At 65.4% G+C, this 25076-nt stretch carries 19 protein-coding genes and 1 tRNA gene; 5 read left to right on the top strand and 15 right to left on the bottom strand.

Annotation, left to right across the window (positions count from 1 at the left end; genetic code table 11):
- Nucleotides 1-11 precede the first annotated feature (11 nt).
- The 7 genes from BV95_RS03845 to BV95_RS03815 form a co-directional block, all read right to left on the bottom strand.
- Entirely contained in the window at nucleotides 12-791 is a 780-nt protein-coding gene (locus BV95_RS03845; RefSeq protein ID WP_037447681.1) for an MBL fold metallo-hydrolase, read from the bottom strand.
- On the bottom strand, nucleotides 788-1561 hold the full coding sequence (locus BV95_RS03840) for a TatD family hydrolase (RefSeq protein ID WP_037447678.1): 774 nt from the start codon (nucleotides 1559-1561) through the stop codon (nucleotides 788-790). The genes BV95_RS03845 and BV95_RS03840 overlap by 4 nt, the downstream gene beginning before the upstream one ends.
- A gap of 4 nt (nucleotides 1562-1565) precedes the next feature.
- Nucleotides 1566-3128, bottom strand: a complete 1563-nt coding sequence (metG, locus tag BV95_RS03835; protein ID WP_037447676.1) for a methionine--tRNA ligase — start codon at nucleotides 3126-3128, stop codon at nucleotides 1566-1568.
- A gap of 44 nt (nucleotides 3129-3172) precedes the next feature.
- Nucleotides 3173-4135 carry an AAA family ATPase gene (locus BV95_RS03830; RefSeq protein WP_037447673.1) on the bottom strand — a complete coding sequence of 321 codons (963 nt, stop codon included), beginning with the start codon at nucleotides 4133-4135 and terminating at the stop codon, nucleotides 3173-3175.
- Nucleotides 4132-4758 (bottom strand): dTMP kinase, encoded by a 627-nt coding sequence (gene tmk, locus BV95_RS03825; protein WP_037447670.1) that lies wholly within the window; start codon nucleotides 4756-4758, stop codon nucleotides 4132-4134. Before tmk ends, BV95_RS03830 begins: the two co-directional genes overlap by 4 nt.
- The gene (locus tag BV95_RS03820; protein ID WP_037447668.1) at nucleotides 4755-5918 is read right to left on the bottom strand and encodes a D-alanyl-D-alanine carboxypeptidase family protein; all 1164 of its coding nucleotides are present in this window, start codon (nucleotides 5916-5918) and stop codon (nucleotides 4755-4757) included. Before BV95_RS03820 ends, tmk begins: the two co-directional genes overlap by 4 nt.
- An 80-nt stretch (nucleotides 5919-5998) precedes the next feature.
- Nucleotides 5999-7036 carry a lytic murein transglycosylase gene (locus BV95_RS03815; protein WP_037447664.1) on the bottom strand — a complete coding sequence of 346 codons (1038 nt, stop codon included), beginning with the start codon at nucleotides 7034-7036 and terminating at the stop codon, nucleotides 5999-6001.
- Nucleotides 7037-7184: 148 nt separating this feature from the next.
- Between BV95_RS03815 and BV95_RS03810 the strand changes: the two genes are divergently transcribed.
- The 3 genes from BV95_RS03810 to BV95_RS03800 all read left to right on the top strand — a co-directional run bounded on the left by BV95_RS03810 (nucleotide 7185) and on the right by BV95_RS03800 (nucleotide 8289).
- Nucleotides 7185-7274: transfer RNA gene (locus tag BV95_RS03810), tRNA-Ser, on the top strand.
- 90 nt (nucleotides 7275-7364) lie between these two features.
- On the top strand, nucleotides 7365-7565 hold the full coding sequence (locus BV95_RS03805) for a hypothetical protein (protein ID WP_013846681.1): 201 nt from the start codon (nucleotides 7365-7367) through the stop codon (nucleotides 7563-7565).
- 271 nt (nucleotides 7566-7836) lie between these two features.
- Nucleotides 7837-8289, top strand: coding sequence for a DUF983 domain-containing protein (locus tag BV95_RS03800; RefSeq protein ID WP_081873274.1), 453 nt, complete (start codon nucleotides 7837-7839; stop codon nucleotides 8287-8289).
- Nucleotides 8290-8378: 89 nt separating this feature from the next.
- Here the strand turns inward: BV95_RS03800 and secA are convergent, their stop codons facing one another.
- Entirely contained in the window at nucleotides 8379-11111 is a 2733-nt protein-coding gene (secA, locus tag BV95_RS03795; protein WP_037447656.1) for a preprotein translocase subunit SecA, read from the bottom strand.
- Nucleotides 11112-11344: 233 nt separating this feature from the next.
- Here secA and argJ point away from each other — a divergent pair, with 233 nt between their 5' ends.
- Together argJ and BV95_RS03785 are read left to right on the top strand one after the other, a co-directional pair.
- Entirely contained in the window at nucleotides 11345-12571 is a 1227-nt protein-coding gene (gene argJ / locus BV95_RS03790) for a bifunctional glutamate N-acetyltransferase/amino-acid acetyltransferase ArgJ (RefSeq protein ID WP_037447653.1), read from the top strand.
- 12 nt (nucleotides 12572-12583) lie between these two features.
- Entirely contained in the window at nucleotides 12584-13384 is an 801-nt protein-coding gene (locus BV95_RS03785) for an inositol monophosphatase family protein (protein WP_037447651.1), read from the top strand.
- A 332-nt stretch (nucleotides 13385-13716) separates the two neighbouring features.
- On the opposite strand, the gene trxA is transcribed toward BV95_RS03785, so the two are convergent.
- From trxA to BV95_RS03750, 7 genes are read right to left on the bottom strand one after another with little or no spacing between them, the layout of a single operon-like run.
- A complete protein-coding gene (gene trxA, locus BV95_RS03780) occupies nucleotides 13717-14037 on the bottom strand; it encodes a thioredoxin (RefSeq protein WP_037447649.1) in 321 nt (106 codons plus the stop codon).
- A 28-nt stretch (nucleotides 14038-14065) separates the two neighbouring features.
- Complete coding sequence (gene addA, locus BV95_RS03775; protein ID WP_037447647.1) at nucleotides 14066-17509, bottom strand: double-strand break repair helicase AddA; 3444 nt, start codon at nucleotides 17507-17509, stop codon at nucleotides 14066-14068.
- Nucleotides 17490-20465 (bottom strand): double-strand break repair protein AddB, encoded by a 2976-nt coding sequence (addB, locus tag BV95_RS03770; RefSeq protein ID WP_037447645.1) that lies wholly within the window; start codon nucleotides 20463-20465, stop codon nucleotides 17490-17492. Before addB ends, addA begins: the two co-directional genes overlap by 20 nt.
- Nucleotides 20458-21168: a nucleotidyltransferase family protein gene (locus tag BV95_RS03765; RefSeq protein ID WP_037447643.1), complete on the bottom strand. Its 711-nt coding sequence runs from the start codon at nucleotides 21166-21168 to the stop codon at nucleotides 20458-20460. Before BV95_RS03765 ends, addB begins: the two co-directional genes overlap by 8 nt.
- Nucleotides 21165-22151 (bottom strand): aminoglycoside phosphotransferase family protein, encoded by a 987-nt coding sequence (locus BV95_RS03760; RefSeq protein WP_037447639.1) that lies wholly within the window; start codon nucleotides 22149-22151, stop codon nucleotides 21165-21167. Before BV95_RS03760 ends, BV95_RS03765 begins: the two co-directional genes overlap by 4 nt.
- Nucleotides 22148-22606, bottom strand: a complete 459-nt coding sequence (gene tsaE, locus BV95_RS03755; RefSeq protein ID WP_037447636.1) for a tRNA (adenosine(37)-N6)-threonylcarbamoyltransferase complex ATPase subunit type 1 TsaE — start codon at nucleotides 22604-22606, stop codon at nucleotides 22148-22150. Before tsaE ends, BV95_RS03760 begins: the two co-directional genes overlap by 4 nt.
- Nucleotides 22599-24944 (bottom strand): sensor histidine kinase, encoded by a 2346-nt coding sequence (locus BV95_RS03750; protein WP_037447632.1) that lies wholly within the window; start codon nucleotides 24942-24944, stop codon nucleotides 22599-22601. The genes tsaE and BV95_RS03750 overlap by 8 nt, the downstream gene beginning before the upstream one ends.
- Nucleotides 24945-25076: the final 132 nt, after the last annotated feature.

Genomic DNA, 25076 nt, shown 5'->3' with positions numbered 1-25076 from the left:
ACCCCCGCTTTCTAAGTCCCGCCCAATTCCGCCACCAGCCCGTCATAGCCCGGTTCGACCCCCGCCGGGAGAGTCCGGCATAGCGTAGCGTAGTCCATGCTCTGGTCCATATGGATCAATATGGCGCGCCGGGGCCGCACCGCCTGCACGGCGTCCAGCGTGAGCGCCAGATGCGCATGGGTGGGATGCGGCTTTTCCCGCAGCGCATCGACCACCCAGATGTCGAGATCGTCGTAAAGGGCCAGCATATCGGGCGTAATATCATGAAAATCAGTGGCATAGCCAATGGAGTGGCCATTATATGTGAAACGAAACCCGGTGGAGAAGATTTCGCCATGGGGCTGATCGGTGCAGGCGATGCCGATGTCCCCGATGCGCAGCCCGTCGGGCAAGGCATGGGCGTCGATCGTCGCATGATAACCATGCCGCCCCTCAAAGGCGTAGCCAAACCGTTCCCGCAGCAATTTCAGCGTCTGCGGGCGGGCATAGCCGGGCACCGGCGTGCCGCGATAGTGGTAGAGCTGACGCACATCGTCCAGTCCGTGACTGTGATCGGCATGGTCATGCGTCCACAGGATCGCATCGATCTGCACGACGTCCGCCGCCAGCAATTGGGCGCGCATGTCAGGCGAGGTGTCGATCAGCAGCCGCGTCGTCGGGCTTTCGACCAATATGGATGCGCGGGTGCGGCGGTTCTTCGGCTCCTGCGGATCGCAGGCGCCCCAGTCATTGCCGATCCGGGGAACGCCGGAGGAGGTGCCGCTGCCCAGGATGGTGAGCTTCAGGCTCATGCCGCCTTGCTGAACAGCGTGCGGAAATTGGCGGAGGTCGCTTCGGCCAGTTGCTCGACGCTTTCGCCCCGCAGATGGGCGAGGAAACGGGCGGTATCGGCCACGAAGGCGGGTTCGCAGGGCCTGCCGCGATGGGGCACGGGCGCCAGGAACGGCGAGTCCGTCTCGATCAGTAGCCGGTCGAGCGGCAGGCGCGCCGCTGTCTCCTGCAAATCCTTGGCACTCTTGAAGGTCACGATACCGGAAATGCTGATGTAGAAGCCCAGTTCCATCGCCGCATCGGCAAAGGCGCCGCTGGCGGTGAAACAGTGGATGACGCCGCCATAGGCCCCCTTCCCCATTTCATCGCGCATGATGGCCAGCGTATCCTCCTCCGCATCGCGGGTGTGGACGATCAGCGGCAGGCCGGTTTCGCGGGACGCCGCGATATGCGAACGGAAGCTGCGTTGCTGCCGTTCGCGGTCGCTATGGTCATAATAATAATCAAGGCCCGTTTCGCCTATGCCGACGATGCGCGGATGGGCGGCGCGTTCGACCAGCTTGGCGGTGTCGACATGGGGATGCTCGTCCGCTTCATGCGGGTGGATGCCGACGGTCGCCCAGACATCGGGTTCGCGCAGCGCCGTGCCCAGCACGTCGTCCCACTCGCTTTCGCGGGTGGCGATGTTGAGCATCAGGCCGACTCCGACACTCCGCGCCCGTTCAAGCACATTCTGCTGATCCTCGATCAACCCCTTGTAATTCAAATGGCAATGGCTGTCGATCAACATGACGTCACGCCTCTTCCGCAGGCAGTTCGAGGCGCGGGAAAAGCGGCTTGGGCGCGCCGAGTACGAAGCCCGAAGCGCGCAGCGTCGCATACCAACCGCTGCCGATGGCGGCATAATTCCGCCCGTGCCCTGCCACGCCCATCTGGTCCAGCAGGGCCGAGGCGCTGGCCGGAATCACCGGCTGGACGATGATGGCAAGATGCGCGATGGCCTCGTAGAGGGTTGCGAGCACGGCCTCCATCCGGGCGGGGTCGATCTTGCGGAGCGTCCAGGGGGCCTGCGCGTCGATATAGGCGTTGCAGGCGAAGACCGCCCGCATCCATGCTTCTATGGCGGTGGAGGGCGCAAGATCGGCCATGGCGGACTGGAAACTCTGTGCAGCCTCAGCGACGGTCTGGAGCAGGTCGCCGTCCACTTCCTGCGGCGCCGGTTCGGGCAGCCTGCCTTCGAGATTCTTGGCGATGAAGCTCAGCGTCCGCTGGGCAAGATTGCCGAAGCTGTTGGCGAGATCGCTGTTGGATCGGGCGACAATGGCTTCCGCGCTGTAGCTGCCGTCATTGCCGAAGGTGACTTCGGACAGCAGGAAATAGCGCAACTGGTCCACGCCGAAACGCTCCGCCAGTTCCATCGGATCGGCGACATTGCCGAGCGACTTGGACATCTTCTCCCCCCGGTTGAGGAGGAAGCCGTGCCCGAACACCTGTTTCGGCAAGGGCAGCTTCGCGCTCATCAGGAAGGCTGGCCAGTAAACCGTATGAAAACGCACGATATCCTTGCCGATAATATGCGTGATGTCGCCGCCTTGGGACCAATAGCGAGCCATGCGCTCCGCATCGTCCGGATAGCCGCAGCCGGTCAGATAATTGGTCAGCGCATCGACCCACACATACATGACATGGCCGTCGCTGCCTGGCACCTTCACGCCCCAGTCGAAGCTGGTGCGGGATACGCTGAGGTCCGAAAGACCGCCCTCGACAAAGCGCATGATCTCGTTGCGGCGGCTGTCGGGCTGAATGAAATCCGGCTGGCTGGTGTAAAGGTCCAGCAGCTTCTGCTGATAGGCGGACAGGCGGAAGAACCAGCTTTCCTCGACGGTCCATTCGACCGGCGTGCCCTGGGCCGATAGCTTCTGCCCGCCCTCCCCTTCGGTCAGTTCCTTTTCGTCGTAAAAGGCTTCGTCGCGGACCGAATACCAGCCCTCGTAACGACCGAGATAGAGGTCGCCATTGGCCTCCATCGCCTGCCAAATGGCCTGGCTGGCGCTGTGGTGATCCGGCTCGCTTGTGCGGATGAAGCGATCATAGCTGATATTCAGGCCATCGTTCATAGCCTTGAAATAGCTTGACATTTCATCGGCCAGTTCACGCGGCTCGATGCCCCGGTTGCGGGCTGTCTGGGCCATTTTCAGACCATGTTCGTCGGTGCCGGTCTGGAAGAAGACGTCGCGGTCCATCATCCGCTGGAAACGGGCGATCGCGTCGGTGGCGATCACTTCATAGGCGTGGCCGATATGCGGGCGGCCATTGGGGTAGCTGATGGCGGTGGTGATGGTATAGGGCTTGGACATGCGGCCTTCCCTAGCGGTTGTTCGCCCTTGCGCAAAGCCGCTTTTCAGCGCGCAAGCGCCGCGACATGCCCGGCCAGTTCGAACACCACCGCCCCCGGTTCCAGCGACAGGATGATCGCCCCGCCCGCAAGCTGCCGGGCAGCCTCCCAATGGTCGAGCGCCCGGCCGAGATCATTTCCCTGCCGTTGGCGAGCGGCCTCCGCGATGAAGGCGGGCGCGCGCTCCAGAAAGGCTTCATAGCGGGGCCGCGCCGCCTTCGACGCCAGCGCCTTGGCGAGGATAAGGCGTTGACGGTTGCCGGGGTCCCCATCGGCGGCGATGGCGGCCAGCGCCTGTTCGATATCCGCGATGTTCAGCCCCGCATAGCGGAGCGCCTTGCCCGGCGACCCCTCCCCCGCATGGATCAGCGCCTCCAGTTCCTTTGCGGGCAGCGTTTCGTCCGCGGCGCGCAATATGGAGCGCATCGCGTCATCACTCAGCGCGTCGAAGCGCAGCGTGCGGCAACGGGAACGGATGGTGGGAAGCAGGCGGCCCGGCGCATGGCTGACCAGCAGGAACAGCATGTCGGCGGGCGGTTCTTCCAGATTCTTGAGCAGCGCGTTGGCGGCCCCCCGCTCCAGATCGTCGGCGCTGTCGATCACCACGACCCGACGTGACGACATGGACGGGGCCGACTGGATCAGCCGCTGCAGGCCCCGGATCTGATCGACCGTGATGTTGCGCGCCGTGCCGCTCTCCTTTTCCAGGCAATAGAGATCGGCATAGTCGGGATGCGCATCGGCTTCGAACAGACGGCGGATCGGGTGATCCGGCGGCACGTCCAGCCCTTCGCCCGTGACCGGCGGTCCTGCGGCTTCTGCCAGCAGGCGCAGAGCCATGGCGCGGGCGAAGCCGGCCTTGCCGATGCCGCGTGGCCCGGCCAATATCCAGCCATGGTGCAACCGCCCGCTCCGCGCCGCGCCCAGCAATGTGCGCGCCTGCGAGTCATGACCCAGAAGCGACGTCATGGCAGCAGGCCTTGCAGGGCAAGCAGCAGCCGTTCCGTCACGGCCGCGCTGTCGCCGGACGCATCGACCGACAGAAAACGCGCCGGTTCCTGTTCGGCAAAGCGCGTGAAGGCGCTGGCAACCGCCCGATGAAAGGCCGGGTCACGCCCACCGATCCGGTCGGAGGCGTCGCCGTCGCGGGACCGGGCGCGCGCCGTCGCTTCCGCTTCGGGCAGGGTGAGGAAGAGGGTGCGGTCGGGCAGAAATCCCCCGCTGCCGATCCGGTGGAGCGCCAATATGTCAGCGTCGGTCAGATCGCCCATGCCCTGATAGGCCCGGCTGCTGTCCAGAAAGCGATCCGACAACACCCAGGCACCGCGATCCAGCGCAGGCCGGATCGTCTTTTCGACATGATCGGCGCGGGCGGCGGCGAACAACAACGCTTCGGCACGCGGGCTCCAGCGGTCTGCGCCGCCGGTCAGCAACAGGGCGCGAATGGCCTCCGCCCCCTCGCTGCCGCCCGGTTCGCGGGTCTCGACGACCTCCAGCCCGCGCAGGCGCAAGGCCGCGGCAAGCGCCCTGATCTGGGTCGACTTGCCCGCGCCCTCCCCGCCTTCCAGAGAAATGAAGCGACCCTGCGTCACCCGAAGAAGGACTTCAGCCCGTTCCAAAGGCGACCGAATATGCCCGCTTCGGACACGTCCTCACCCGCGACCAGCGGCAGGATCTGCGGCGGGGTGTCGGGGGTCGACACGATAAGCTGGGCGATCTTCTGTCCCTTGGCGATGGGCGCCTTGATCGGGCCGGTATAGGCGACCTTGACCGAAATGCCGGACGATGCGGCGCGGGGCAGCGTCACCGCCATATCCTGCGGCGCGACCAGCGCGACCTTGGTGACGCTGCCAAGCTGAACCTCGGCGGTTTCGACGGTCTGCCCCTTCTTGAACAGCGGCTGCGCCTTCCATGCGCGGAATCCCCAGTCCATGAAGCGCACGGATTCGGCAATGCGCTGATTGGCGCTGGTCAGCCCGGCGACGACCATCACCAGTCGGCGGCCCTCCTGCTCGGCCGATCCGGTGAAGCCATAGCCCGCTTCCTCGGTATGGCCGGTCTTCAGCCCGTCGGCGCCCGCCACCTTGCCCAATATGGGATTGCGATTGCCCTGCTCGATATCCGCGCCGCCCATCGTCTTGCCCCAGGTGAAGGCGCGGGTGGCGTAGAATTTCTTGTAGAGGCTGGGCGTCTCCTCGATCGTCGCTTCGGCCAGGCTGGCCAGGTCGGCGGCGGTCACATAGGTCACGCCCTCATCCGGCCAGCCGTTGCTGGTGCCGAAATTGCTGTTTTTCAGGCCAAGCCGCTTCGCTTCCTGGTTCATCAGCGCGACGAAGGCCTGCTCGGTCCCGGCAATGCCCTCCGCCAGCACTACGCAGGCGTCGTTGCCGGAGAGGGTGACGATGCCGTGCAGCAGATTTTCCACCGACACCTGCTCGCCGGGGGACAGGAACATGGTCGAACCGGCTTGCGGGCCGTGCCATTGCTGCCAGGTTTCCGGGCGGACGGTGAATTTCTGGTCGAGTTTCAGGTCGCCCTTCTGGATCAGGCGGAAGGCGACGTGGACCGTCATCATCTTCGCCATGGAGGCAGGCGGCATCCGCGTCTCGCCCCCCTTGTCATAGAGGACGGCGCCCGACGACAGATCCTTGAGATAAGCGATCGGCGCTTCGCTGGTATAGGGCGGCGCGGCGGCGGTCAGCGGCTGGGACAGCAGCCCGACGAAAAGGAGGGCGGCGACGGACTTCTTCATGCGGGACTGCCTTCGGACTGGTGGATTCTTGGAGTGCCTGACGCTTTCATTAGCCATGACAGGGCCGATCTCAAAGCGCTCTATTGCTTCACCGCATCGGCCAGCAGGCCGACCGACAGGGCGTAAAAGTTGGAGCAGTTATAATCGAGGATCGCCCGGTAATTGCTGGTGAGCAGATAGGCCGTCTTGCCGGGGCCGTCGGGTTCCAGCAGCGTCGCCAGCACCCTGTCGGCGGGCCAGCCGCCGCCGGTCGGGACGATCCCCATGCGCCGCCATTCGGCCATGCTGAGCCAGCGGCTGTGCCGGTTGAACACGCGGTCGCACCGGGCGGGCCTGGTGCGCGCCGCGATACTTGCGCGGTCGAGACCGGCGGGCACCGATACGGCGACGCCCCAGGGCTGGCCCCGCCGCCAACCGGCATGGACGAAATAATTGGCGATGGAGGCCAGCGCGTCGGCTTCGCTGTTCCAGATGTCGACCCGGCCGTCCCCGTCGCCATCCTTGCCCAGCCGCAGATAGACGCTGGGCAGGAATTGCGGATATCCGGTAGCCCCCGCCCAACTGCCGACCAGACGGCTGCGCGGGACGCCATTGTCCAGCATCTTGAGCGTCGCCAGCAGTTCCGGCTCGAATAGGGCGCGACGGCGCCCTTCGTAGGAGAGTGTCGCCAGCGAACGGATCAGGTCGAAATCCCCGGTATAGGAGCCGTAATTGGTTTCATGGCCATAGATGGCGACCATGATCTCCTCCGGCACGCCGGTTTCCGCCTCGATCCGGGCGAGCCGGGCGCGGTTGGCGATATAAGCGGTGCGGCCACGGCCGATGCGCGCCGCGTCGACATGCTGGCGGCGATAGGGTTCGAAATTGGGGATGGGCGCATAGGCGCCGCCGCCGGGCTGATTCTGGTCGAGCTGGACGACGCGGGGATTGGGCGTGAGGCCGGGAAACACGCTGTCCAGGGTCGCATCCCGAATTCCCAGCGCCCGTGCCCTGGGGCGGAGCGATTCCAGATAGGCGCGGAAGGCGGGGTCTTCCTGCGCCATCACGCTGTCCGCCGTCAGGCCGGCCGCCATTATCGCGGCCAGGCCCAGCAACAGCGACAGGATCGAAGAACGCATTGAAGAATCTCCCTATCCCCTTTTGTTGCACAGGGATGGCGTGGCGTGAATCCCCTTATTGGCGCTTCGCGTCATTCCAGCGGCGAAAGCGGGTTGCCGCGATTTTGCGCTTGGCATGGCCGCCCGGTTCGCTAGGAAGCGTGGCGACGGACAGGTGGCCGAGTGGTTTAAGGCAGCGGTCTTGAAAACCGCCGTGGGTTTACGCTCACCGTGGGTTCGAATCCCACCCTGTCCGCCACCCCCTCCATGAAATCGGCAAAATTGATCCCGGTTAAAGCGGAACGATTTTCCCGTGCTACTATCGGATCGCTTATCATCGGAGGTGATGATGTCTGTCGATACCGACGCCCGTTATCTGTTCCGGCGCGCGAAAGAAGAGGCCGCGAAAGCCGAGGCCGCGGTCAAACGGAGCGCTTCGTCGCAGGAAGTTGCGGCTCATCGCGAACTTGCGCTGCGCTACAAGGTCAGGGCCTTGGCGATGTCCTGCCCGGATCAGGTTCTGCACGACGCGATGGAAAGAGAGTCCTGACCGACTGGCGGGAACAGCCTGGATAGCGAATTAAAAAAAAAGCGCTCCCGGGCAAGGGATAGCCGGGAGCGCGACTTGTTTGCTGTCGGGCATCCAAATCGGCCCCTCCATAATGGAGGGAAAGCGGTTTGGCAATCTATCCGATGGTAGATAGCCCTGCTTTCCGTAACGGAAAGCTTTTGGCTGACGACACGTGCCCCTGGGGCAAAAAGCCCAATTGAAAATCCGCCCGCAATAGCGACATTTACGCCGTTGGCAGGATGGCATGGCGATGGATGATAAAGACGGGATTTCAATCGGGATTACGGCGGCGGAAGATGGCGGGCCATGGGTCCGGCGGTCGCCCATGGAGACCGGCCCCTTCGGCCGATGCCCGCGTTGCGGCAAGGGACATATCTTCCGCGGATTCCTGACGGTGCGCGATCATTGCGAGATTTGCGGGCTGAATTACGACTTTGCCGATCCGGCTGACGGGCCTGCGGTGTTCGTGCAATTGTTCGCCTGCGTGCCGGGCGTGGTGTTCATCATCATGTTGGAGATACTGGCCAGGCCGGGATTATGGGTGCATCTGGCGGTCGGCGTTCCGGTGCTGATCCTGACGACGGTCCTGCCGTTGCGGCCGATCAAGGGATGGCTGATCGCAGCGCAATATGTGAACAAGGCGCAGGAGGCCGGAACCGCCCAATTATGGGCGAAGTTGCATGGCGACCGGCCCCGCGACTAGTTCCGCACTTGCCGACCGAAATGGTCGAGGCGGGTCATGTGCCTCGCTTCAACCATTTCGGCTCACCATCTTCTGAAGGTCGATGCGGCTTAGCTGAGCGCGCCGTGGCAATGCTTGTATTTCTGGCCTGAACCGCAGGGGCATGGCGCGTTGCGGCTGATGTCCAGATTGGCGAATTCCCCGGCCTGACCACCGCCCACGGGCGGACGCGGCAGCGTCGTGGTGATGCCGCCGATCTGCCCGCCGTCGATGTCCGCGCTATTATCCTCGCCCGAAAACGGGTCGATATGCGTGGTGATGAAATCGGGCAGCACCGGCAGGTTGAATTCGGGCAGCGGCTCTTCCATGCGGAACTGGACGCGGGCGATGGAGCCGGTCACATCCTCGCGGATATTGCCCAGCATGCGCTCGAACAAGGCGAAGGCTTCCTGCTTATATTCGTTGATCGGCGTCTTCTGCGCATAGGCGCGTAGGTGCACGACCTGGCGGAGCGCGTCCAGGGTCGACAGATGCTCCTTCCAATGATGGTCCAGGCTCTGGAGCAGGATCGACTTTTCGATCATGTGCCAGTTTTCGGGATCGAGTTCCTTGACCTTGTCCGCCACGGCCGCGTCGGCGAGCGCGGTCAGCCGCTCCTCGATCATTTCCGGGTCGACATGATCTTCCGCCAGCCAGGCGTCGAAATCGGGTTCCAGGTTCAGCACCTCGGCCGTGCGGGCCTTCAGCCGATCCATGTCCCACTGTTCGGGATAGGTGCCCGGCGGGCAGGACGCGCCGACCAGATCGTTGACCGTCTCATGCCGCATGTCGGTGACGACATCGTCCACCGTCTCCGCATCCATGATGTCGCTGCGCTGTTCGTAGATGACCTTGCGCTGGTCGTTCATCACGTCGTCATATTCGACGACCTGCTTGCGGATGTCGTAGTTGCGCGCCTCGACCTTCTTCTGCGCGGTCTCGATGGCCTTGCTGAGCCACTTCGAAGGCGGCAGCGCCTCCCCATCCTCCAGGTTGGAGCGGATCATCTTGGCGAACATGGTGTCCGGCCCGAAGATGCGCATCAGATCGTCATCGAGGCTGAGGTAGAAGCGCGACAGGCCGGGATCGCCCTGACGGCCCGAACGGCCGCGTAGCTGGTTGTCGATGCGGCGGCTTTCATGCCGTTCGGTAGCCAGCACGAACAAACCACCGGCGGCGAGCACCTCGGCCTTTTCCGCCTCGATCTCCGCGTCGATGCGAGCGATGGCCGCTTCGCGCTCCGGCCCCTCCGGCACGTCGCGCAATTCGTCCTCGACACGCATCTCCAGGTTGCCGCCCAGCTTGATGTCGGTGCCGCGACCCGCCATGTTGGTGGCGATGGTGACGGCGCCCTTGCGGCCCGCCTGAGCGACGATATGCGCTTCGCTCTCATGGAAGCGGGCGTTCAGGACGGCGTGCTTGACGCCCTCCTGATTGAGGAATTCGGACAGCATTTCCGACTTTTCAATCGACACCGTGCCGACGAGGACCGGCTGGCCCTTTTCCTGATGCTCGCGAATGGTGCGGGCGATGCCGCGGAACTTGTCTTCCAGATTCTTGTAGAAGCTATCTTCCTCATCGACACGCTGCACCGGCCGGTTGGTCGGGATGGTGACAACGTTCATCTTGTAGATTTCGAAGAATTCGGTCGCTTCGGTAGCCGCCGTGCCGGTCATGCCGCCCAGCTTGGGATACATGCGGAAATAATTCTGGAAGGTGATGGAGGCCAGAGTCTGGTTCTCCGGCTCGATATTCACGCCTTCCTTGGCTTCCACCGCCTGGTGCAGGCCGTCCGACCAGCGGCGGCCGTCCATCATGCGGCCGGTGAACTCGTCGATGATGATGACCTTGCCGTCCTTGACGATATAATCGATGTCGCGGCGGAACATGGCGTTCGCGCGCAGCGCCTGATTGACGTGGTGGACGACGGCGGTGTTCTCGAAATCATAGAGGTTGGCGCCTTGCAGCAGCCCCGCCTCCTCCAGCATGCGCTCGATCTTCTCGGTCCCGTCCTCGGTCAAGGTGACGGTGCGCTGCTTCTCGTCCTTCTCATAATCGGCCTCGTCCAGCCGCTTCACGATGGCGTCGACGGCGACATACAGCTCCGACTTGTCGTCGGTCGGCCCCGAAATGATCAGCGGCGTGCGCGCTTCGTCGATCAGGATCGAGTCCACCTCGTCGACGATGGCGAAGTTGAAGGGCCGCTGCACCATCGATGCGCGGTCATACTTCATATTGTCGCGCAGATAATCGAAGCCAAGCTCGTTGTTCGTCGCATAGGTGATGTCGGCGTTATAAGCCTCGCGCCGCTGATCCTCCGACAGGTTCGGCACGATCACGCCGGTCGTCAGGCCCAGGAAACGATAGACCTGCCCCATCCACTCGCAGTCGCGGCTGGCCAGATAGTCGTTCACGGTGACGACGTGAACGCCCTTCCCCTCCAGCGCGTTGAGGTAGGTAGCTAGCGTCGCAACCAGCGTCTTACCCTCGCCCGTGCGCATTTCCGCGATTTCGCCGCGATGAAGCACGATGCCGCCGACCATCTGCACATCATAATGGCGCTGCCCCAAAGTCCGCTTCGCCGCCTCGCGCACGGTGGCGAAGGCTTCGGGCAACAGGTCGTCCAGCGTCTCGCCCTGCGCCAGCCGCTCGCGGAATCGCACGGTCTGCGCCACCAGTTCCTCGTCGGTCATGGCGGAGATGGTGGGTTCGAAAGACGCGATTTGTTCGACGGTCTTGCCCAGCGACTTCACATAGCGGTCGTTGGAGGAGCCGAAAATAGACTTGGCGAGTGCGCCGAACATGCAAGTTCCTGACAAAATGGGACGCATGCACCTTCAAGAAGACGCACACAGACATGCGCGGCGATTTAGGGGGCGGACAGGCGTTAGTCAATCAGAGCAGGCATGTCGGCAAGGCGCAAACAGGCGGATGACGGCCCCCAACAGCGGAAAGTCGCGTAGCGCGACTTTTCCTCCTACCCCCGCCGCTTGCCCTTCGCCGTTGACGGGCGGGCATATTGCGCTAAGCGACGGGCATGACCGAACGTTCGCCCCTTGCCCCCGCCGCTTTCCCCGACCTTCCGCCCATCGCGGGCGTCACGGCGCGCGTGGCGCGGGCGCGCTACAAGAATTGGGACAGGTGCGACCTCACCTATGTCGAACTGAGCGAAGGCACGGCGGTCGCCGGCGTCACGACGCAGAGCAAATGCCCCTCCCCCGAAGTCGAATGGTGCCGGGACGCGATTCCACTGGGATCGGCGCGCGCGCTGGTGGTGAATGCAGGCAACGCCAACGCCTTCACCGGCCATCGGGGCCGCGCCGCCGTGGAGGCCATCGCCGCCAAGGTCGCCAATCACCTCGACTGCCAGCCTTCGGATATCTTCATCTCCTCGACCGGCGTGATTGGCGTCCCACTGCCGGTGGACAAGGCCGAAGCCGGACTGGAAGCCGCCTTCACCGCCACCCCCTGCGGCTGGGAGGATGCGGCGACCACCATCGGCACGACCGACACCTATGCCAAGGGCGCCCATGCCGCCGCCATGATCGGCGGAACGCGGGTCGAACTGGTCGGCATCATCAAGGGCTCCGGCATGATCGCGCCGGATATGGCGACGATGCTGGGCTATATCTTCACCGACGCAGCCATCGATCCCAAGCTGTTGCAGCAGATGCTGTCCACCGCCAACAAGCGGACCTTCTCCTGCATCACGGTCGACAGCGACACGTCGACCAGCGATACGGTGCTGGCCTTCGCGACGGGCAAGGCGGGCAATGCGCCGCTGACCTCCATGGAGGATGCCGGGGCGGACGCCTTTGCGGCGGCCTTGGGCGATCTCTGCCGCCAGCTTGCGCATCTGGTGGTGCGCGACGGCGAGGGCGCGACCAAATTCGTGGAGATCACTGTCGAGGGCGCGGAAAGCGACGCCAGCGCGCATCGCATCGCCCTCTCCATCGCCAATTCGCCGCTGGTGAAGACGGCCATAGCGGGCGAGGACGCCAATTGGGGCCGCGTGGTCGCCGCCATCGGCAAGGCGGGCGAGCCCGCCGACCGGGACCGGCTCTCCATCCGCTTCGGCGCGACTCAGGTCGCTTCCGGCGGCCTGGCGGTCGAGGGCTATGACGAAGCACCAGTGGCCGCCCATCTGAAAGGGCAGGACATATTGATCGGCGTCGATCTGGGGCTGGGCGAAGGCAGGGCCACGGTTTGGACATGCGACCTGACCCACGGCTATATCTCGATCAACGCGGATTATCGTAGCTAAAGGTCTGGGCCTATGCCGACGGAATTGCACGAGCCTGTCGTCGCGCTGATGCGCGACGTGGCGCGGGACATCGTGATGCCGCGCTACCGGAATCTCGCCAGCCATGAGGTGAGCGAGAAGGCCGCCGACGATTTCGTCACCATCGCCGACAAGGAAAGCGAAATCCGGCTGGCCGAAGGGCTGTCCGCCATCCTGCCCGAAGCGGGCGTCATCGGGGAAGAGGCCTGCGCCGCCGATCCCGCCATATTGGACCGGGCAGGCGAAGGGCTGAACTGGATCGTCGATCCCATCGACGGCACCGGCAATTTCGCGGCGGGAAAGCCGCCCTTCGGCATCATCGTCGCGCTGGCCGATGCCGGGACGATTTTGGCCGGATGGATATTGGACCCGCTGACGGGCCGCCTGTGCCACGCGATTCTGGGCGCAGGCAGTCATATCGACGGGCAGCAGGTCCATGCGCGGGAAAGCGGCGAGGCGCTCCCCATAGCCGCGCTGGCCGTCTATTACATGACGGAGGAAGAGCGCGCCCACATCCAGCGCCAGTCGAAGGATCATTTCCGACTGGTCGACATCCCCCGCTGCGCCGCCGAACAATATCCGCGCTTGGTGCTGGGACAGAATGACGTTTCGGTCTTTTCGCGCACCCTGCCCTGGGACCATGCGGCGGGGACGCTGTTCCTGAATGAAGCGGGCGGACGATGCCAGCGGCTGGACGGATCGCCCTATGTCGTGGGCGATACGCGGCGCGGGTTGCTGGGGGCTTCATCCCCGCGCCTTTGGGATCTGGCGGCGGACCGGCTGCTACGCGGCTGATCCCGTCGACCCTAGGCAGCGTGGACAAATTCAAAACCCGCTGGACTGAGTGATGTGAGTGGGAAGCCGTCATCCCCCCTCCCGCAAGCGGGAGGGGGTTAGGGGGTGGGCTAGCGCGACATTCGTGTTGTTTTGCAACGGCTAAGTCAGAAGCTCGCTACGCTCGCGCCCACCCCTAGCCCCTCCCGCCTGCGGGAGGGGAATGTCTTGGGATGGCCATTTTCCGGCAATCCCGTGCTCACATACTTTTCATACGCCGCGTTGAAGCGAGGCACGTGACTCGCTTCAAGGGTCACGAGGGGAAGGGCCATTCAAACCCTTCCCACCGCCCATCAAAGAACGCTTTCGATCCAGCCCTTGAGCGCGCTCTTGGGCGCAGCGCCAACCTTCGTCGCGGCGGCCTCACCATTCTTGAACAAAATCATCGTCGGAATGCCGCGCACGCCATAACGGCCGGGCGCATCGGGATTCTCGTCGATATTGATCTTCGCGATGACGACCTTGTCAGCCAATTCTTCCGAAATCTCTTCCAGAGCCGGGCCGATCATCTTGCACGGACCGCACCATTCCGCCCAGAAATCGACCAGAACGGGCTTGTCCGCATCGATGACGTCTTGCTTGAAGCTCAGGTCGGTGACTGCCTTGGTAGCCATTTGGGTATCTCCTTAAGTTGGCAGCTATTTAGGATGGTGACGCATCCGTCTCAACAGGCGAAAGCGGCAAATTCTCCTGCGCGGACAAAAAGCCCGGCTTGTGCCGCGCCAGCAGGTCCAGCGGCAGGGTGATCAACCGGGGCGCGGCGGTGTAGAGCAATCCCGCCTCGATCCGGCGGCCGGGGAAGATCACCTGCAAGGCGGCGGCATAGGCGGCCATCTGCCGGATATGGGCCAGCGGCACCTCCTCCACGGCGAGCGGCGATATGCGGCCGGTCTTGAAATCGATCAGTTGCACCAGATCGTCCTCTATGCGCAGCCGGTCGACGGTTCCCGCGATCACCGCCTCCCCGACCACGGCGGCGATGGGCGCTTCGGCCAACGCATCCGGCCCGAACAGCGCGGCATATTGCGGGTCTTCGATCACGCGCAGCGCCTGTTCGATGACGTCATGCCGCCGCGCCGCATCGCCCAGCCCCTGCTGCGCCAGCCATTTGTCAGCGCGGGCGCGGCGGTCGTCGGGCGGCACATCGGCCAGCCGCTCGAACAACCGGTGCAGCCAGCGCCCTCGCTCCGCCGCATCCCGCATCGCCGGGGTAGGCGGCGGATAGGGCACATCATCCTCCACGGTCGCCGAAGGAGCGAGCGGGCGCGGCGGCCGGGCCTCCACAGGCGCAGGCTGGCGAAGCCATACAGGCTCGCCATGAACCGCGCCGTTCTCGGCAATATCCGGATCGGCCGCCTTGGGGGGCAATATCTCATGCCCCCGCCACCTGCGACGCGCGCCCCAAAGCGGATCGGCCTCCCACTCCGCATCAAGCGAGATCAGCGCCCCCTCGACGGCGGCATACCAGCTTTCCGGCTTGACCTCTCCCTTGGCGCGGGGGCCGAGCGATCCGGTCACGACCAGCCTCTCCTCCGCCCGCGTCAGCGCGACATAGAGCAGCCGCCAATGTTCGGCCCGTTCGACGGCGCTCGCCTCCTCGGCCACCTGCCCTATCGCGCCCTGCCGCTCCGCCTTGCGCGGCGCGATGATGGGCAGGCCGTTCCATTCCAGCGAATCGGCGCGATTTCCGGCGTCAGGGTCAAGACAGGCATCGGCCAGGATGACGATAGGGGCCTGCAACCCCTTAGCGCCATGCACCGTCAGCAGGCGGAGCATATCCCCTTGCGCGGCGGCATCGCGCACAATCTCCACCTCCCCCCGATCGAACCAGTCGATGAAGCGCTGGAGCGAGGGATAATCGTCATTCTCGAAGGCGAGAGCGGCGTTCAGCAATTCCTCGATCGGGTCGGCCGCCTCTGCGCCAAGCCGCTCGATCAGGCGGCGGCGGCCATCCATCGGGCCGGACAATATGGCTTCCAGATAGCGATAGGGCGTGGTGAAATCCGCCTGCCCCAACAAACCCCGCAAAGGCTCCAGCAGCGCGGCGTCCAGCGTCTGCGTCAGATGCTGCCACAATCCGGTGCGACGACCGATCAGGCGATCCATCAGCTCATCCTGCGTCCACCCGATCAGCGGCGACACCAGCAAAGCGGCCAAATTCAGATCATCTTCCGGCTGCACCGCGAAACGCAGCGCCGCCAGCAGGTCGCGCACCGCCAGCGGCGCGTTCAGGCGCAGCCGGTCGATGCCCGCCACCGCCACCTTCTCCTCATAAAGCCGCGCCACGATCAGCCGCGCCAGTTCGCTGCGGCGGCGGACCAGGATCATGATGTCGCCCGCCGTCACCGGGCGGCCCCGGCTCTCCAGCATCAGCCCCTCATCGATCCACTGCCCGATCTGGCGCGCGATGGTCTGCGCCAGCACCCGCTCCTGATCGGCGGCCCAATCCTCCTCCCCCTCCGCCTCGTCGGACAGGCCCGCGATCACCGGCTTCCACAGCAGAACTTCGCCGGGAAAGCGGTTCGCGCTGACATGCCGGACTTCGCCCGCCTCCAACCCGAAACGCTCGGCGCTCAGCGTCGCGATGGTGCGGTCGACCACATCCAGCACGGCGGGCGTGGACCGGAAGCTGCGTTCCAGCGATAGATCGTGGAAGAGATGCCCGGCCTGCCGCGCATCCCGTTCGAACAGGAATTGCGCCGCCGCAAAATTCTGGGGGCTGGTCCCCTGGAAGCCGAAGATAGCCTGCTTGAAATCGCCGACGGTGAAGATGGTGCGGACCTTCTGCCCCGGCTCCCACTCGCTGGTGAAAAATTCCTCAGCGATGCTCCTGACGATCCGCCATTGATCGGCATTGGTGTCCTGCGCCTCGTCCACCAGAATATGGTCGATCCGCTGATCCAGCTTGTAGCGTATCCAGTCGGCAATGCCCGGCTGGGACAGCAATTGTGCGGTATTGGCGATCAAGTCATTGAAATCGACCGCCCCCGCCAACTGCTTCGCCTCCGCATAGGACCGGGCATAGACGCGCCCTGCATGCAACCCCTTCGCCAATAGGATTGCATAGGCAGCCCGAACCCGAATCCCCAGCAATTCACCACATCGTTCATGCATTCGCGCAATGGCATCGCCATAGCCGTCCACCTGCGGCGCCCATCCCTTCGCGGTGGAGATGAGTTCGCCATCAACCTTCGCCCAAACGCCATGAAGATCGGTCAGCGCAGCCGCCCGCTCCGCCGGACCAAGATTCCGCCAGCGCGCTATCCGATCGCAACGCTCCAGCGCCCTGCCCGTGCCCCAATCCGCATTAGTCTGCGCGATCCACGATAGCGTGCGCATATCAAACAGCTCGTCCGCACACTGTTCCGTAATATGCGCGTCGATATCGCCTTCCGGCAGGCCCAGTTCCCGCAGCAGCCAGGGCGCGATATCTTCCGGCAAAGCCTCCAGCGCATCCAGCCGTGCCGCGCAGCGCAGCAGGAAATTCTCCGCCCCGCTCTCGCCCATCCGCAGGCTCAGCACCTGCAAAGCCTCGATCAGCGCCTCATCATCCCGCTGCTGCGCGACCACCGCCATGTCGGCCAATGTCTCGCGCGCCAGCCCCGCCTGCTCCCGCTGGTCGAGCGGCCGGAAACCGGGCGGCAGGTCGGCCTCCAGTGGGAAAGCCGTCAGCAATTGCTGGCAAAACCCATGGATCGTCTGGATACGCAGGCCTCCGCCGGTCGACTCCAGCACTTCGGCGAAGAGGCGGCGGGCGACATCCTGCATTTCCTGCCCATGATCCTCCCCCAGCGCCATCAGATCGGCGGCAAGGGCGGGGCCGCTCATCTGCACCCATGCGGCCAGCCGGTCATGGACGCGATCCGCCATTTCCGCCGCACCCGCCTTGGTGAAGGTGAGGCAGAGGATATTTTCCGGCCGTACCCCTTGCAACAGCAAGCGGAACACGCGGGCCGTCAGCACATGGGTCTTGCCCGTGCCCGCCGACGCCGACAGCCACACATGAGCGTCGGGCGCCGCCGCCTGCGCCTGAGCGCCCGCCAGCGGTTGCAGGGCCTTTGCCTTATTAGCCATCGTCGCGGCCATACCATTCCTCCAGCCGCATGAGCTGGTCATAATCGCCATAATTGGCGACTTCCGGGTTCACCTGCGCGTCGAAGGGCGCCGATCCGGTGAGCCAGGCGGCGACCATATCCTCGAACTGTGAATAGACCTGCGATGTGAAGTCGGCAGTGATGATCTTGTCCCGCTTGCCCAGCGGGTCGACCGGGCTTTCGCGATAGCCGAAGGCGTCGCCCTTCTTGGCGAGCGACCAATATTCGAAGCCGCCTGCGACCGGGGCCGCATGGGTGCCGGGAAAGCCGTCATGCTCCGCAATCAGTCCCAGCAGCCCGAGTTGCAGCGCATAGCCCGCCTTGACCTGCCGCGCGCTGGGCGGCTTGCCGGTCTTGTAATCGACGATGCCCAGCTTTCCGTCCGGCAACAGGTCGATGCGGTCGGCCTTGCCGGTCAGCGTCACCCCGGCGATCTCGGCCTGGCCTTCGATTTCAACCGAAAGGATTTTGCGCCCCGCCGCCAGATCGCTCGCCACCTCGGCGGCGATCCAGCGGATGGCTTCGATCAGGCGCGGCTGCCAAAGCGCCTTCAGCAACGGATGCACATCGGGCCGGTCGAACATCGCCCGCGCCCGCGCCTCCAGATCGGCAAGGTCGCTGCTGCCCGCCTCCGCCCATTGTTGCAGGATTTCATGCACTGCCGTGCCGCGCCACGCCGGTCCCGCATCAGCGTCCACCGGGTCGAACCGCGCCAGACGCAGGATGCGCTTGGCATAGAAGGCGTAGGGATCGGCCTTCAACCGGTCGACATCGGTGACGGGAATGACCTTCGGCCGCACCGATAGCGGCGGCACCGGCGCGGGGCGGCTGGCGGGCTTGTGCTCCGCCGCATGGTCGATAGACTGCGCCAGCGCGGCATAGCGGTCGGCGCTTTTCCATTGCGGCCCTGCCATAGCCTTCAACCGCAGCCAGAAGCGGGAGGCGACAGCCGGACCGCCCGATCCTCGCCGGGCGCGGGTGATCAGCACTTGCGGCGCGCCCAACGCGCTGGCGAAATCATGGGCGGCAAGGCCGATGCGGCTTTCCAGCCCCGGCAGGCCGATCTCCCGCCGGATGCGTGGGGCCAGCCAGGGGTCGGGCGCGGGCAGGCCCGGCCATGTCCCCTCATTAAGCCCACCCAGGATCATGAGGTCCGTCTGCACCAGCCGCGCTTCGATCAGGCCCAATATGGCGATGCGCGGATGCCCACCCTGCGGCGGGCGGACGGACACGCCGCCCAGAAGATGGTCGAACAGGGCAGGCAGGGCACGAATGTCTGCCTGACGCGGCCCTTCGCTGGCGGCATCCTCCATCTCGGCGAAGAGATCGGCGGCGGCATGGCCCTGATGCCCGGCCCAGACCGCATCATGCGACAGGCGACCGGCATGTTCGCGAATGGCCGCTAACTGCCCGGCAAAGTCGGGCGCGGCCAGAAAAGCCTGCTCCAACGGTTCCAGCAGGGCGCGAGCCTCCGCCCACCAGAGCCGCGTGCGGGTGCGCAGAACGCGCTGCCGGTCTTCGCCTTCCCGCTCCGCCAGCAACAGGTCGAGGCCGACGATACCCGCTTGCGGCCGTGGCCCGCGCAGCAGCAGGTCGAGCCCGCGCACCCCCTCCAGCCAGCCGAGCCGCTCCTCCCCCCGCATGACGAGCGGATGCTTGAGCAGGGTCAGCAGCGCGACCGGCGCGAACCGCTCCGCCAAAGCCTCCGCCATGGCGATCAGCAGGGTTCCGGGCGGCAGGCGGGACAGCGGTTGTCCTGCGGAATCGTCGGCCTCTATGCCCCAACGCCGCAGATGCGCCGACACGCGGGTCGCCAATTGCCGGTCCGGCGTCACCAGCGCGGCGGTGCGGCCCGGCGTCTCTACCGCTTCGCGCAGGGCGATGGCGATGGCCTGCGCTTCCTCTCCGGGCGTCGCGACTTCCAGCGCCTCCACCCCGGCTAGCGAACGGTCTGCGGTCTTCAAGTCGCGCCAGCGGCTAGTCAGGCGCGGCGGCAGCATGGCGTTGGAGATGTTGCGCCCCCTGACGGCGCGGGCGTCATGCTCGCTGCCCCAGCGCCAGAGCGCCACATCGTCGCGGGTCGCGCTCATGCGGTCGAGCAGCCGTTTCAGGGCATATTGCGGATGGGTTTCATGCCCCGCAGGCGCCCGGCCAGTCAGCGGATCGGCGTCAAAGGGACCGATGGCGTCCCACGCATCCCCATCCATCTCCTGATCCAGACCGGCAAAGACGACGGCCCCCTTGGGCAGCAGCGCGATCCGGCGCAACAGCCCGGCAATTGCCGGAGCCGTTGCCGACATGCCCGCGGCAATCACAAAACCTTCGGGAGGCGCCTTAGCCCAGCGCGCCGCGACCCGATCCAGCAGCCGGTTGCGCCGGTCCCCCAGATCGATGCAGCCAAGCCGCGCCAATTCCTGCGGCCATTGCGCCAGCAATATCCCGAACAGCCTGAGCGACGTCTGCCAATGCTGCGACAATTCGTCCGACAAAGTGAGGTCGGCCAGCACGGTGACGGACAGCCGCTCGACCTGAATCTGGTCCAGCACCGCGCCAAGCGCCTGGGCGAGCTTCAGCGCCTGCCCCGCGTCTATCGGATGCGCGGACGCCTGCTGCACCATGCGCGCCAGGATCATCTGGCGGCGCATCGGCGCTATGGCGGGGGGGACCGCCTCATCCTCCCCCAAGGGATCGAGCGCGCCGCCCACCTGTTCGCCCAGATCGGGATCGCCCAAGGCGACAAGGCGCGGCAGCAGCAGCCCGCCCCCCGATTTCCGCACGAAAGCGTCGCTGACCGAACGAATGGCGCGATTATTGGGCAGCAGGATCATGCCCTGCGCCAGCCTTATCGGATCGTCGCCATGCTGGGCGAGGACGCCCGCCACCAGCGCATCGGAAAAGGCGCGATGCGCGGGGATGTTGAACAGCGCCGGGCGGGTGCGATCACCCATAGGCCAGCATCGTCTCCACCACTGGAATGGCCTGCGGCGTGCCGACGTCGAACCACAGCCCCTGATGCGAAACGCCGTATAGCCGCCCCGCCTCTATCGCCCGGTTCCAGAAGATATTGGTGGAAAACACCTCCGACGGCGGATCGACCAGCAGGCTGGGCGACATGATCTGGACGCCGGTGAAGACGAAGGGCGCGACATGCGCGGTCTTGCGCCGCGTCAGGCGGCCGTCCGCATCCATGTGGAAATCGCCCGGTCCGCTGTGGCAATTGGCGCGGGCGAGCGGCACCAGCAGCAATAGCGCGTCCATCCGATCCGGGTCCCAGATCTTCCGCATCATGCCCAGCGTTTCCTGCGGCCCGTCGATCCACAGATTGTCGCTGTTCGCGCAGAAGAAGGGCGCGTCGCCCAACTGCTCCCTGGCGTGGATCAGCCCGCCGCCCGTTTCCAGCAACTTCTTCCGCTCATCGGAAATGGCGACAGTCATGCCGTTGCAGTGGGCCTGAAGATGCGCCTCGACCGTATCGGCCAGATAATGGACATTGACCACCACCTTGCGGATACCGCCCGCCGTCAGCCGGTCCAGCGCATGGTCCATCAGCGGCTTGCCCGCCACCTTGACCAGCGGCTTGGGGCGGGTCGCGGTCAGCGGGCGCATCCGCTTGCCCAGTCCGGCGGCCATCAGCATCGCGGTGTCGATCATGCGGGGGCGAATTCCTCTAACGCGTGATGGCGCTTGTCGGCGGGGATATTGGCCGCGAACCACGTCGCCACGGGCGCCAGCGCCGGATGGGCAAGGTCGCGCTCCAGCAAATCCCACATACGCGGCAGGAAGCTCAGGTAACGCGGCTTGCCGTCGCGTTTCCACAGGCGCGTGAAGATGCCGATGATCTTCGCATTCCTCTGCGCGCCCAACACGGCATAGGCGGCGTCGAAATCGGCGGGCGGGTTGGCGACGGCGCGATAATGGGCGAGCATCGCCGCCTCCAGCGCGGGCGACACGTCGCGCCGGGCATCCTGCAACAGCGAGACGAGATCATAGGCCGGATGTCCAGCCAGCGCGTCCTGAAAGTCGAGCAGACCCAGCCCGTGCGATTCCGCCCGGTCGATCAGCATGATATTTTCCGCATGATAATCGCGCAGCACCGTGACGACCGGGCTGGCCGATTGCTCCACGACCGGCAAGACCGCGTCCCATGCCGCGACATAGCCCGCCTCATCCACCGGCAGGCCAATGGCGGGGCAATACCATTCGGTCAGCAGGCCCGCTTCCCGCTGATAAACTTCACGGTCATAGGGCGGCACGTCGGCGGCAGGCAGGCGATGCAGGGCGGCGAGCAGGTCGACGGCGCGGCCATATACGTCGCGTTCCGCATCCGGCGCATCCTCGACATGTTCCTTGACGCGAAGGTCGCCGAAATCCTCGATCAGGACCAGCCCTTCGTCCAGATCCTGCGCCAATATCCGGGGCGCGGCAAAGCCCTTCTCCGTCAGATGCCGGGCAATGGCGATGAAGGGGCGCGGGTCTTCATGCGGCGGCGGGGCATCCATCAACACCGCCCTGCGCGCGCCGTCGATCACCCGGAAATAGCGGCGGAAGGACGCATCCCCGGCCAGCGGCACGATGGCGGCATGTTCCCACCCCGCCTGCGCGAGAAAGGCGGGAGCGGCGGCGGGCGGGATCATATCTGTGACCATCGCTCCGTCCAAGCGCCCGGCACGTCCGCTGTCAAGCGCCGAGCGCCGTCGGGTTCCATGCGGATGTGGAAGCGCAACGCATCGGGCCATGCACCTTCGCCCAGCCGGTCGGGCCATTCCACGATCAGCAGGCTGTCCATCAGATACTCATCCAGCGCCAGTTCCTCGGCTTCCTCCGGCCCGTCGAGCCGATAGAGGTCGACATGAGCAACCGGCAGGCGGACTTCCGGAATGTCATAGGGCTGGACGATGGCGAAGCTGGGGCTGGGCGCTTCCTCCTCCAATCCCAATCCTTCCAACAGGCCCCGCGCAAGCGTCGTCTTGCCCGCACCAAGCCCGCCTTCCAGCGCGATCACGTCGCCGATGCGGACGAGAGCGGCCAGCCGACGCCCGAACGCCAGCATCTCTCCCTCTCCGGAGAGGACGATCTCGCTCTCAGCCACGGGGCAGCTCGATCACGACCATGGTGCCCTGCCCCGGTTCCGACACCAGTTGCAGCGTCCCGCCATGCGCCTGCGCCAACTGCCGGGCCAGCGGCAGGCCGATCCCCGCCTTGCCGCCATTGCGCGCCTGCTCCGTCCGGGATGACGCGTCGAAGATCGTCGCCTGCCGCTTGGCGTCGATGCCCGGCCCATTGTCCGACACGACGAGACGCGCATTATCCACCGTCCCGTCGCCATGCAGCAGCACCCGGCCGCCCCGGCTGCAATATCGCACCGCATTTTCCAGCAGATGGTCCAGCGCCTGCCCGATCCGCCGCTTGTCGCCCTGTATCGTGCCCAGGCTGGTCTGGAGCGAGAGGGCCAGGTCTATCCCCTTGGCAGTGGCGTCGCCCTTAATCCGCGCCACGGCGTCGCGAGCCTCCGCCGCCAGGTCCACCGGCGCTTTCTCCACCGGCAGCATCCCCGCCTCGCCCTGGGTCAGGTCCAGCACATTGTCGATCAGCATCGAAAGCCGGTTGGTGCTCTGCAATATGCCGTCGACATATTCCTTGGCCGACGTGCTGAGTTCCCCCGCATAGCCCGCGCTCATCATCTCGGCGAAACCGGCGATGGTGGTCAGGGGCGTGCGCAGTTCGTAGCTCATATTGGTGACGAAGGCGGTCTTCACCTTGTCCGCCTGCTCCAGCGCGTCGTTGCGGTCGCGCAGCACCTGCTCCACGCGGCGACTATCGGTCACGTCCAGCATGGTGAACAGCGCATTGCCGTCCGGCAGCGGAATGGCGGCGAATTCGAATATGCGCCCGTCCGCGAAGCCGACATGGCCGACGCGCTGCTTGCGCTCCACCGTGGCGGCGCGCACCAGTTCGCGGACGAGGTTGCCCTGCTGCGGCTTAGCCAGCCGGGACTGGACCGTCCGCATCAGTTCGTCGATGCGCGGATGCTGGGCCAACAAATCCTCCGAAACATCCCAGATCGTCCGGAAACGACTGTTCCACAGGTGCAGACGGCCGTCGGAGGAAAAGACGCCGATGGATTCGAACAGATTGTCGAACGTCGCCGTGCGGACGCGGAGCAGCGTGTCGCGGGCGCTCGACAATTGAACCTGCTCGGTCCGATCCTCGAAGATCAGCAGCAGGCCGCCGTCGGGCAACGGCTGCGCATAGACGCGCAAATGGGTACCGTCCGCCAGCAGCCAATTTTCCTCGCGCGGATCGGGCGAGAGGAACCAGTCGCGCCGCTCCGCCCGCCATGCCGGGAAATCCCGGTTTTCGGGCAGACGCCGCGCCTCGCGCATTTGGTCCAGCACCCGTTCGAACGGCGGATTGTCGGACAGCCTTTCCTGGTCCAGCCCGAACAGGCTCATGAAGGGCTGGTTCCAGAAGCGCAGCGCCCGGTCGGACCCGAAGCGCGCCACGCCAGCGGACAGGCGATCCAGCAGGTCGCGCTGCGCCGCCTCCAGCCGCCGATGTTCGACGCGGGCCTGCTCCAGTTCATTCTGGTCCATGGCGAAACCGGCCACGCCCGCCGCGCCCAGCGGAACGTCGACCACGCGGATAGTCCGTCTTTCGCCGTCGATGGTCGCGGGAACCATGCGCTCGACAGGCGCGCCGTCGGTGAGGGTCTGAGCGGCGGCGGCCTGCGGCGTGAGGCCACCGACCGTCTCGACCAGTTCGGTGCCGTGGGCGATGACCTCGCGGGCGCTTTCGCCGTCCACGGCGCGGACATAGGCGGTGTTGACGAGGCTGAGCCGCATGTCCGCCGTGCGGTGCCACATCGGGAATGGCGCGGCCTCGACCAGCCCCGCCATCGCCTCCAGCGCCTCGCGCAATTGTTCGACCTTGCCCTTCAGCGACTGGATTTCCGACTGGCTGTCAGTCGCGTCGAATATCCAGAGCACGACGCCACCGCTTTCGGCCAGCACCGGCCCGGCGGGCGCGCCCCGCACCAGCAACAGTCGCGACGAATCGACGCCCCGCACCGCCAGGGCGAAGCTGCGCCCGGCGCGCTGGGCGGCGGCGATCTCCTGCGCCAGCGCAGCGGCGTCATCGGCTTCCAATCCTCCGTCGGGCGCGGTCAGTTCGGACAGGAAGGTCGGCCCGCGATCCTTGCCAAGCCATTTGGCGAGGCGGTCGGCGGCCTCCAGCCTGCCGTCGGGATGGACGACGATGGGCGCTGCGGGCGCGGATGCGAGCAGGACCGAGAGGCGGTCGAGCTTTCCCTGCGCCTGCATGCCCTCCCGCCGCCGCCGCTGGCCGCTCGACAGCGCCCAGACCGCCGCGCCCAGCCATGCAGCCAGCACGACGCCGAAGATCACGGCGGCAAGTGGGGTCAACGTCATTACGCCCTACTTCACCTTCATCGCGAAATATCTGCCCCCGTCCATGGTCTTGAGGGGACTAACCCAAGTCCGGCGCAGCGTGAAGCGCCGAGATGGAAGAATTATGCGTGGGGCTATGAAGCGACCCGTCCA

Source organism: Sphingobium chlorophenolicum (assembly GCF_000722875.1).
Classification (GTDB): Bacteria; Pseudomonadota; Alphaproteobacteria; order Sphingomonadales; family Sphingomonadaceae; genus Sphingobium; species Sphingobium chlorophenolicum.
This window is presented reverse-complemented; position numbering and strand designations above follow the sequence as displayed.

Bases quoted from the DNA above. Each gene is read 5' to 3' on its own strand.
- BV95_RS03845 (WP_037447681.1), bottom strand. From the start codon at position 791: ATGAGCCTGAAGCTCACCATCCTGGGCAGCGGCACCTCCTCCGGCGTT.
- BV95_RS03840 (WP_037447678.1), bottom strand. From the start codon at position 1,561: ATGTTGATCGACAGCCATTGCCATTTGAATTACAAGGGGTTGATCGAG.
- metG (WP_037447676.1), bottom strand. From the start codon at position 3,128: ATGTCCAAGCCCTATACCATCACCACCGCCATCAGCTACCCCAATGGC.
- BV95_RS03830 (WP_037447673.1), bottom strand. From the start codon at position 4,135: ATGACGTCGCTTCTGGGTCATGACTCGCAGGCGCGCACATTGCTGGGC.
- BV95_RS03820 (WP_037447668.1), bottom strand. From the start codon at position 5,918: ATGAAGAAGTCCGTCGCCGCCCTCCTTTTCGTCGGGCTGCTGTCCCAG.
- BV95_RS03815 (WP_037447664.1), bottom strand. From the start codon at position 7,036: ATGCGTTCTTCGATCCTGTCGCTGTTGCTGGGCCTGGCCGCGATAATG.
- BV95_RS03805 (WP_013846681.1), top strand. From the start codon at position 7,365: ATGTCTGTCGATACCGACGCCCGTTATCTGTTCCGGCGCGCGAAAGAA.
- BV95_RS03800 (WP_081873274.1), top strand. From the start codon at position 7,837: ATGGATGATAAAGACGGGATTTCAATCGGGATTACGGCGGCGGAAGAT.
- secA (WP_037447656.1), bottom strand. From the start codon at position 11,111: ATGTTCGGCGCACTCGCCAAGTCTATTTTCGGCTCCTCCAACGACCGC.
- argJ (WP_037447653.1), top strand. From the start codon at position 11,345: ATGACCGAACGTTCGCCCCTTGCCCCCGCCGCTTTCCCCGACCTTCCG.
- BV95_RS03785 (WP_037447651.1), top strand. From the start codon at position 12,584: ATGCCGACGGAATTGCACGAGCCTGTCGTCGCGCTGATGCGCGACGTG.
- trxA (WP_037447649.1), bottom strand. From the start codon at position 14,037: ATGGCTACCAAGGCAGTCACCGACCTGAGCTTCAAGCAAGACGTCATC.
- addA (WP_037447647.1), bottom strand. From the start codon at position 17,509: ATGGCCGCGACGATGGCTAATAAGGCAAAGGCCCTGCAACCGCTGGCG.
- addB (WP_037447645.1), bottom strand. From the start codon at position 20,465: ATGGGTGATCGCACCCGCCCGGCGCTGTTCAACATCCCCGCGCATCGC.
- BV95_RS03765 (WP_037447643.1), bottom strand. From the start codon at position 21,168: ATGATCGACACCGCGATGCTGATGGCCGCCGGACTGGGCAAGCGGATG.
- BV95_RS03760 (WP_037447639.1), bottom strand. From the start codon at position 22,151: ATGATCCCGCCCGCCGCCGCTCCCGCCTTTCTCGCGCAGGCGGGGTGG.
- BV95_RS03750 (WP_037447632.1), bottom strand. From the start codon at position 24,944: ATGACGTTGACCCCACTTGCCGCCGTGATCTTCGGCGTCGTGCTGGCT.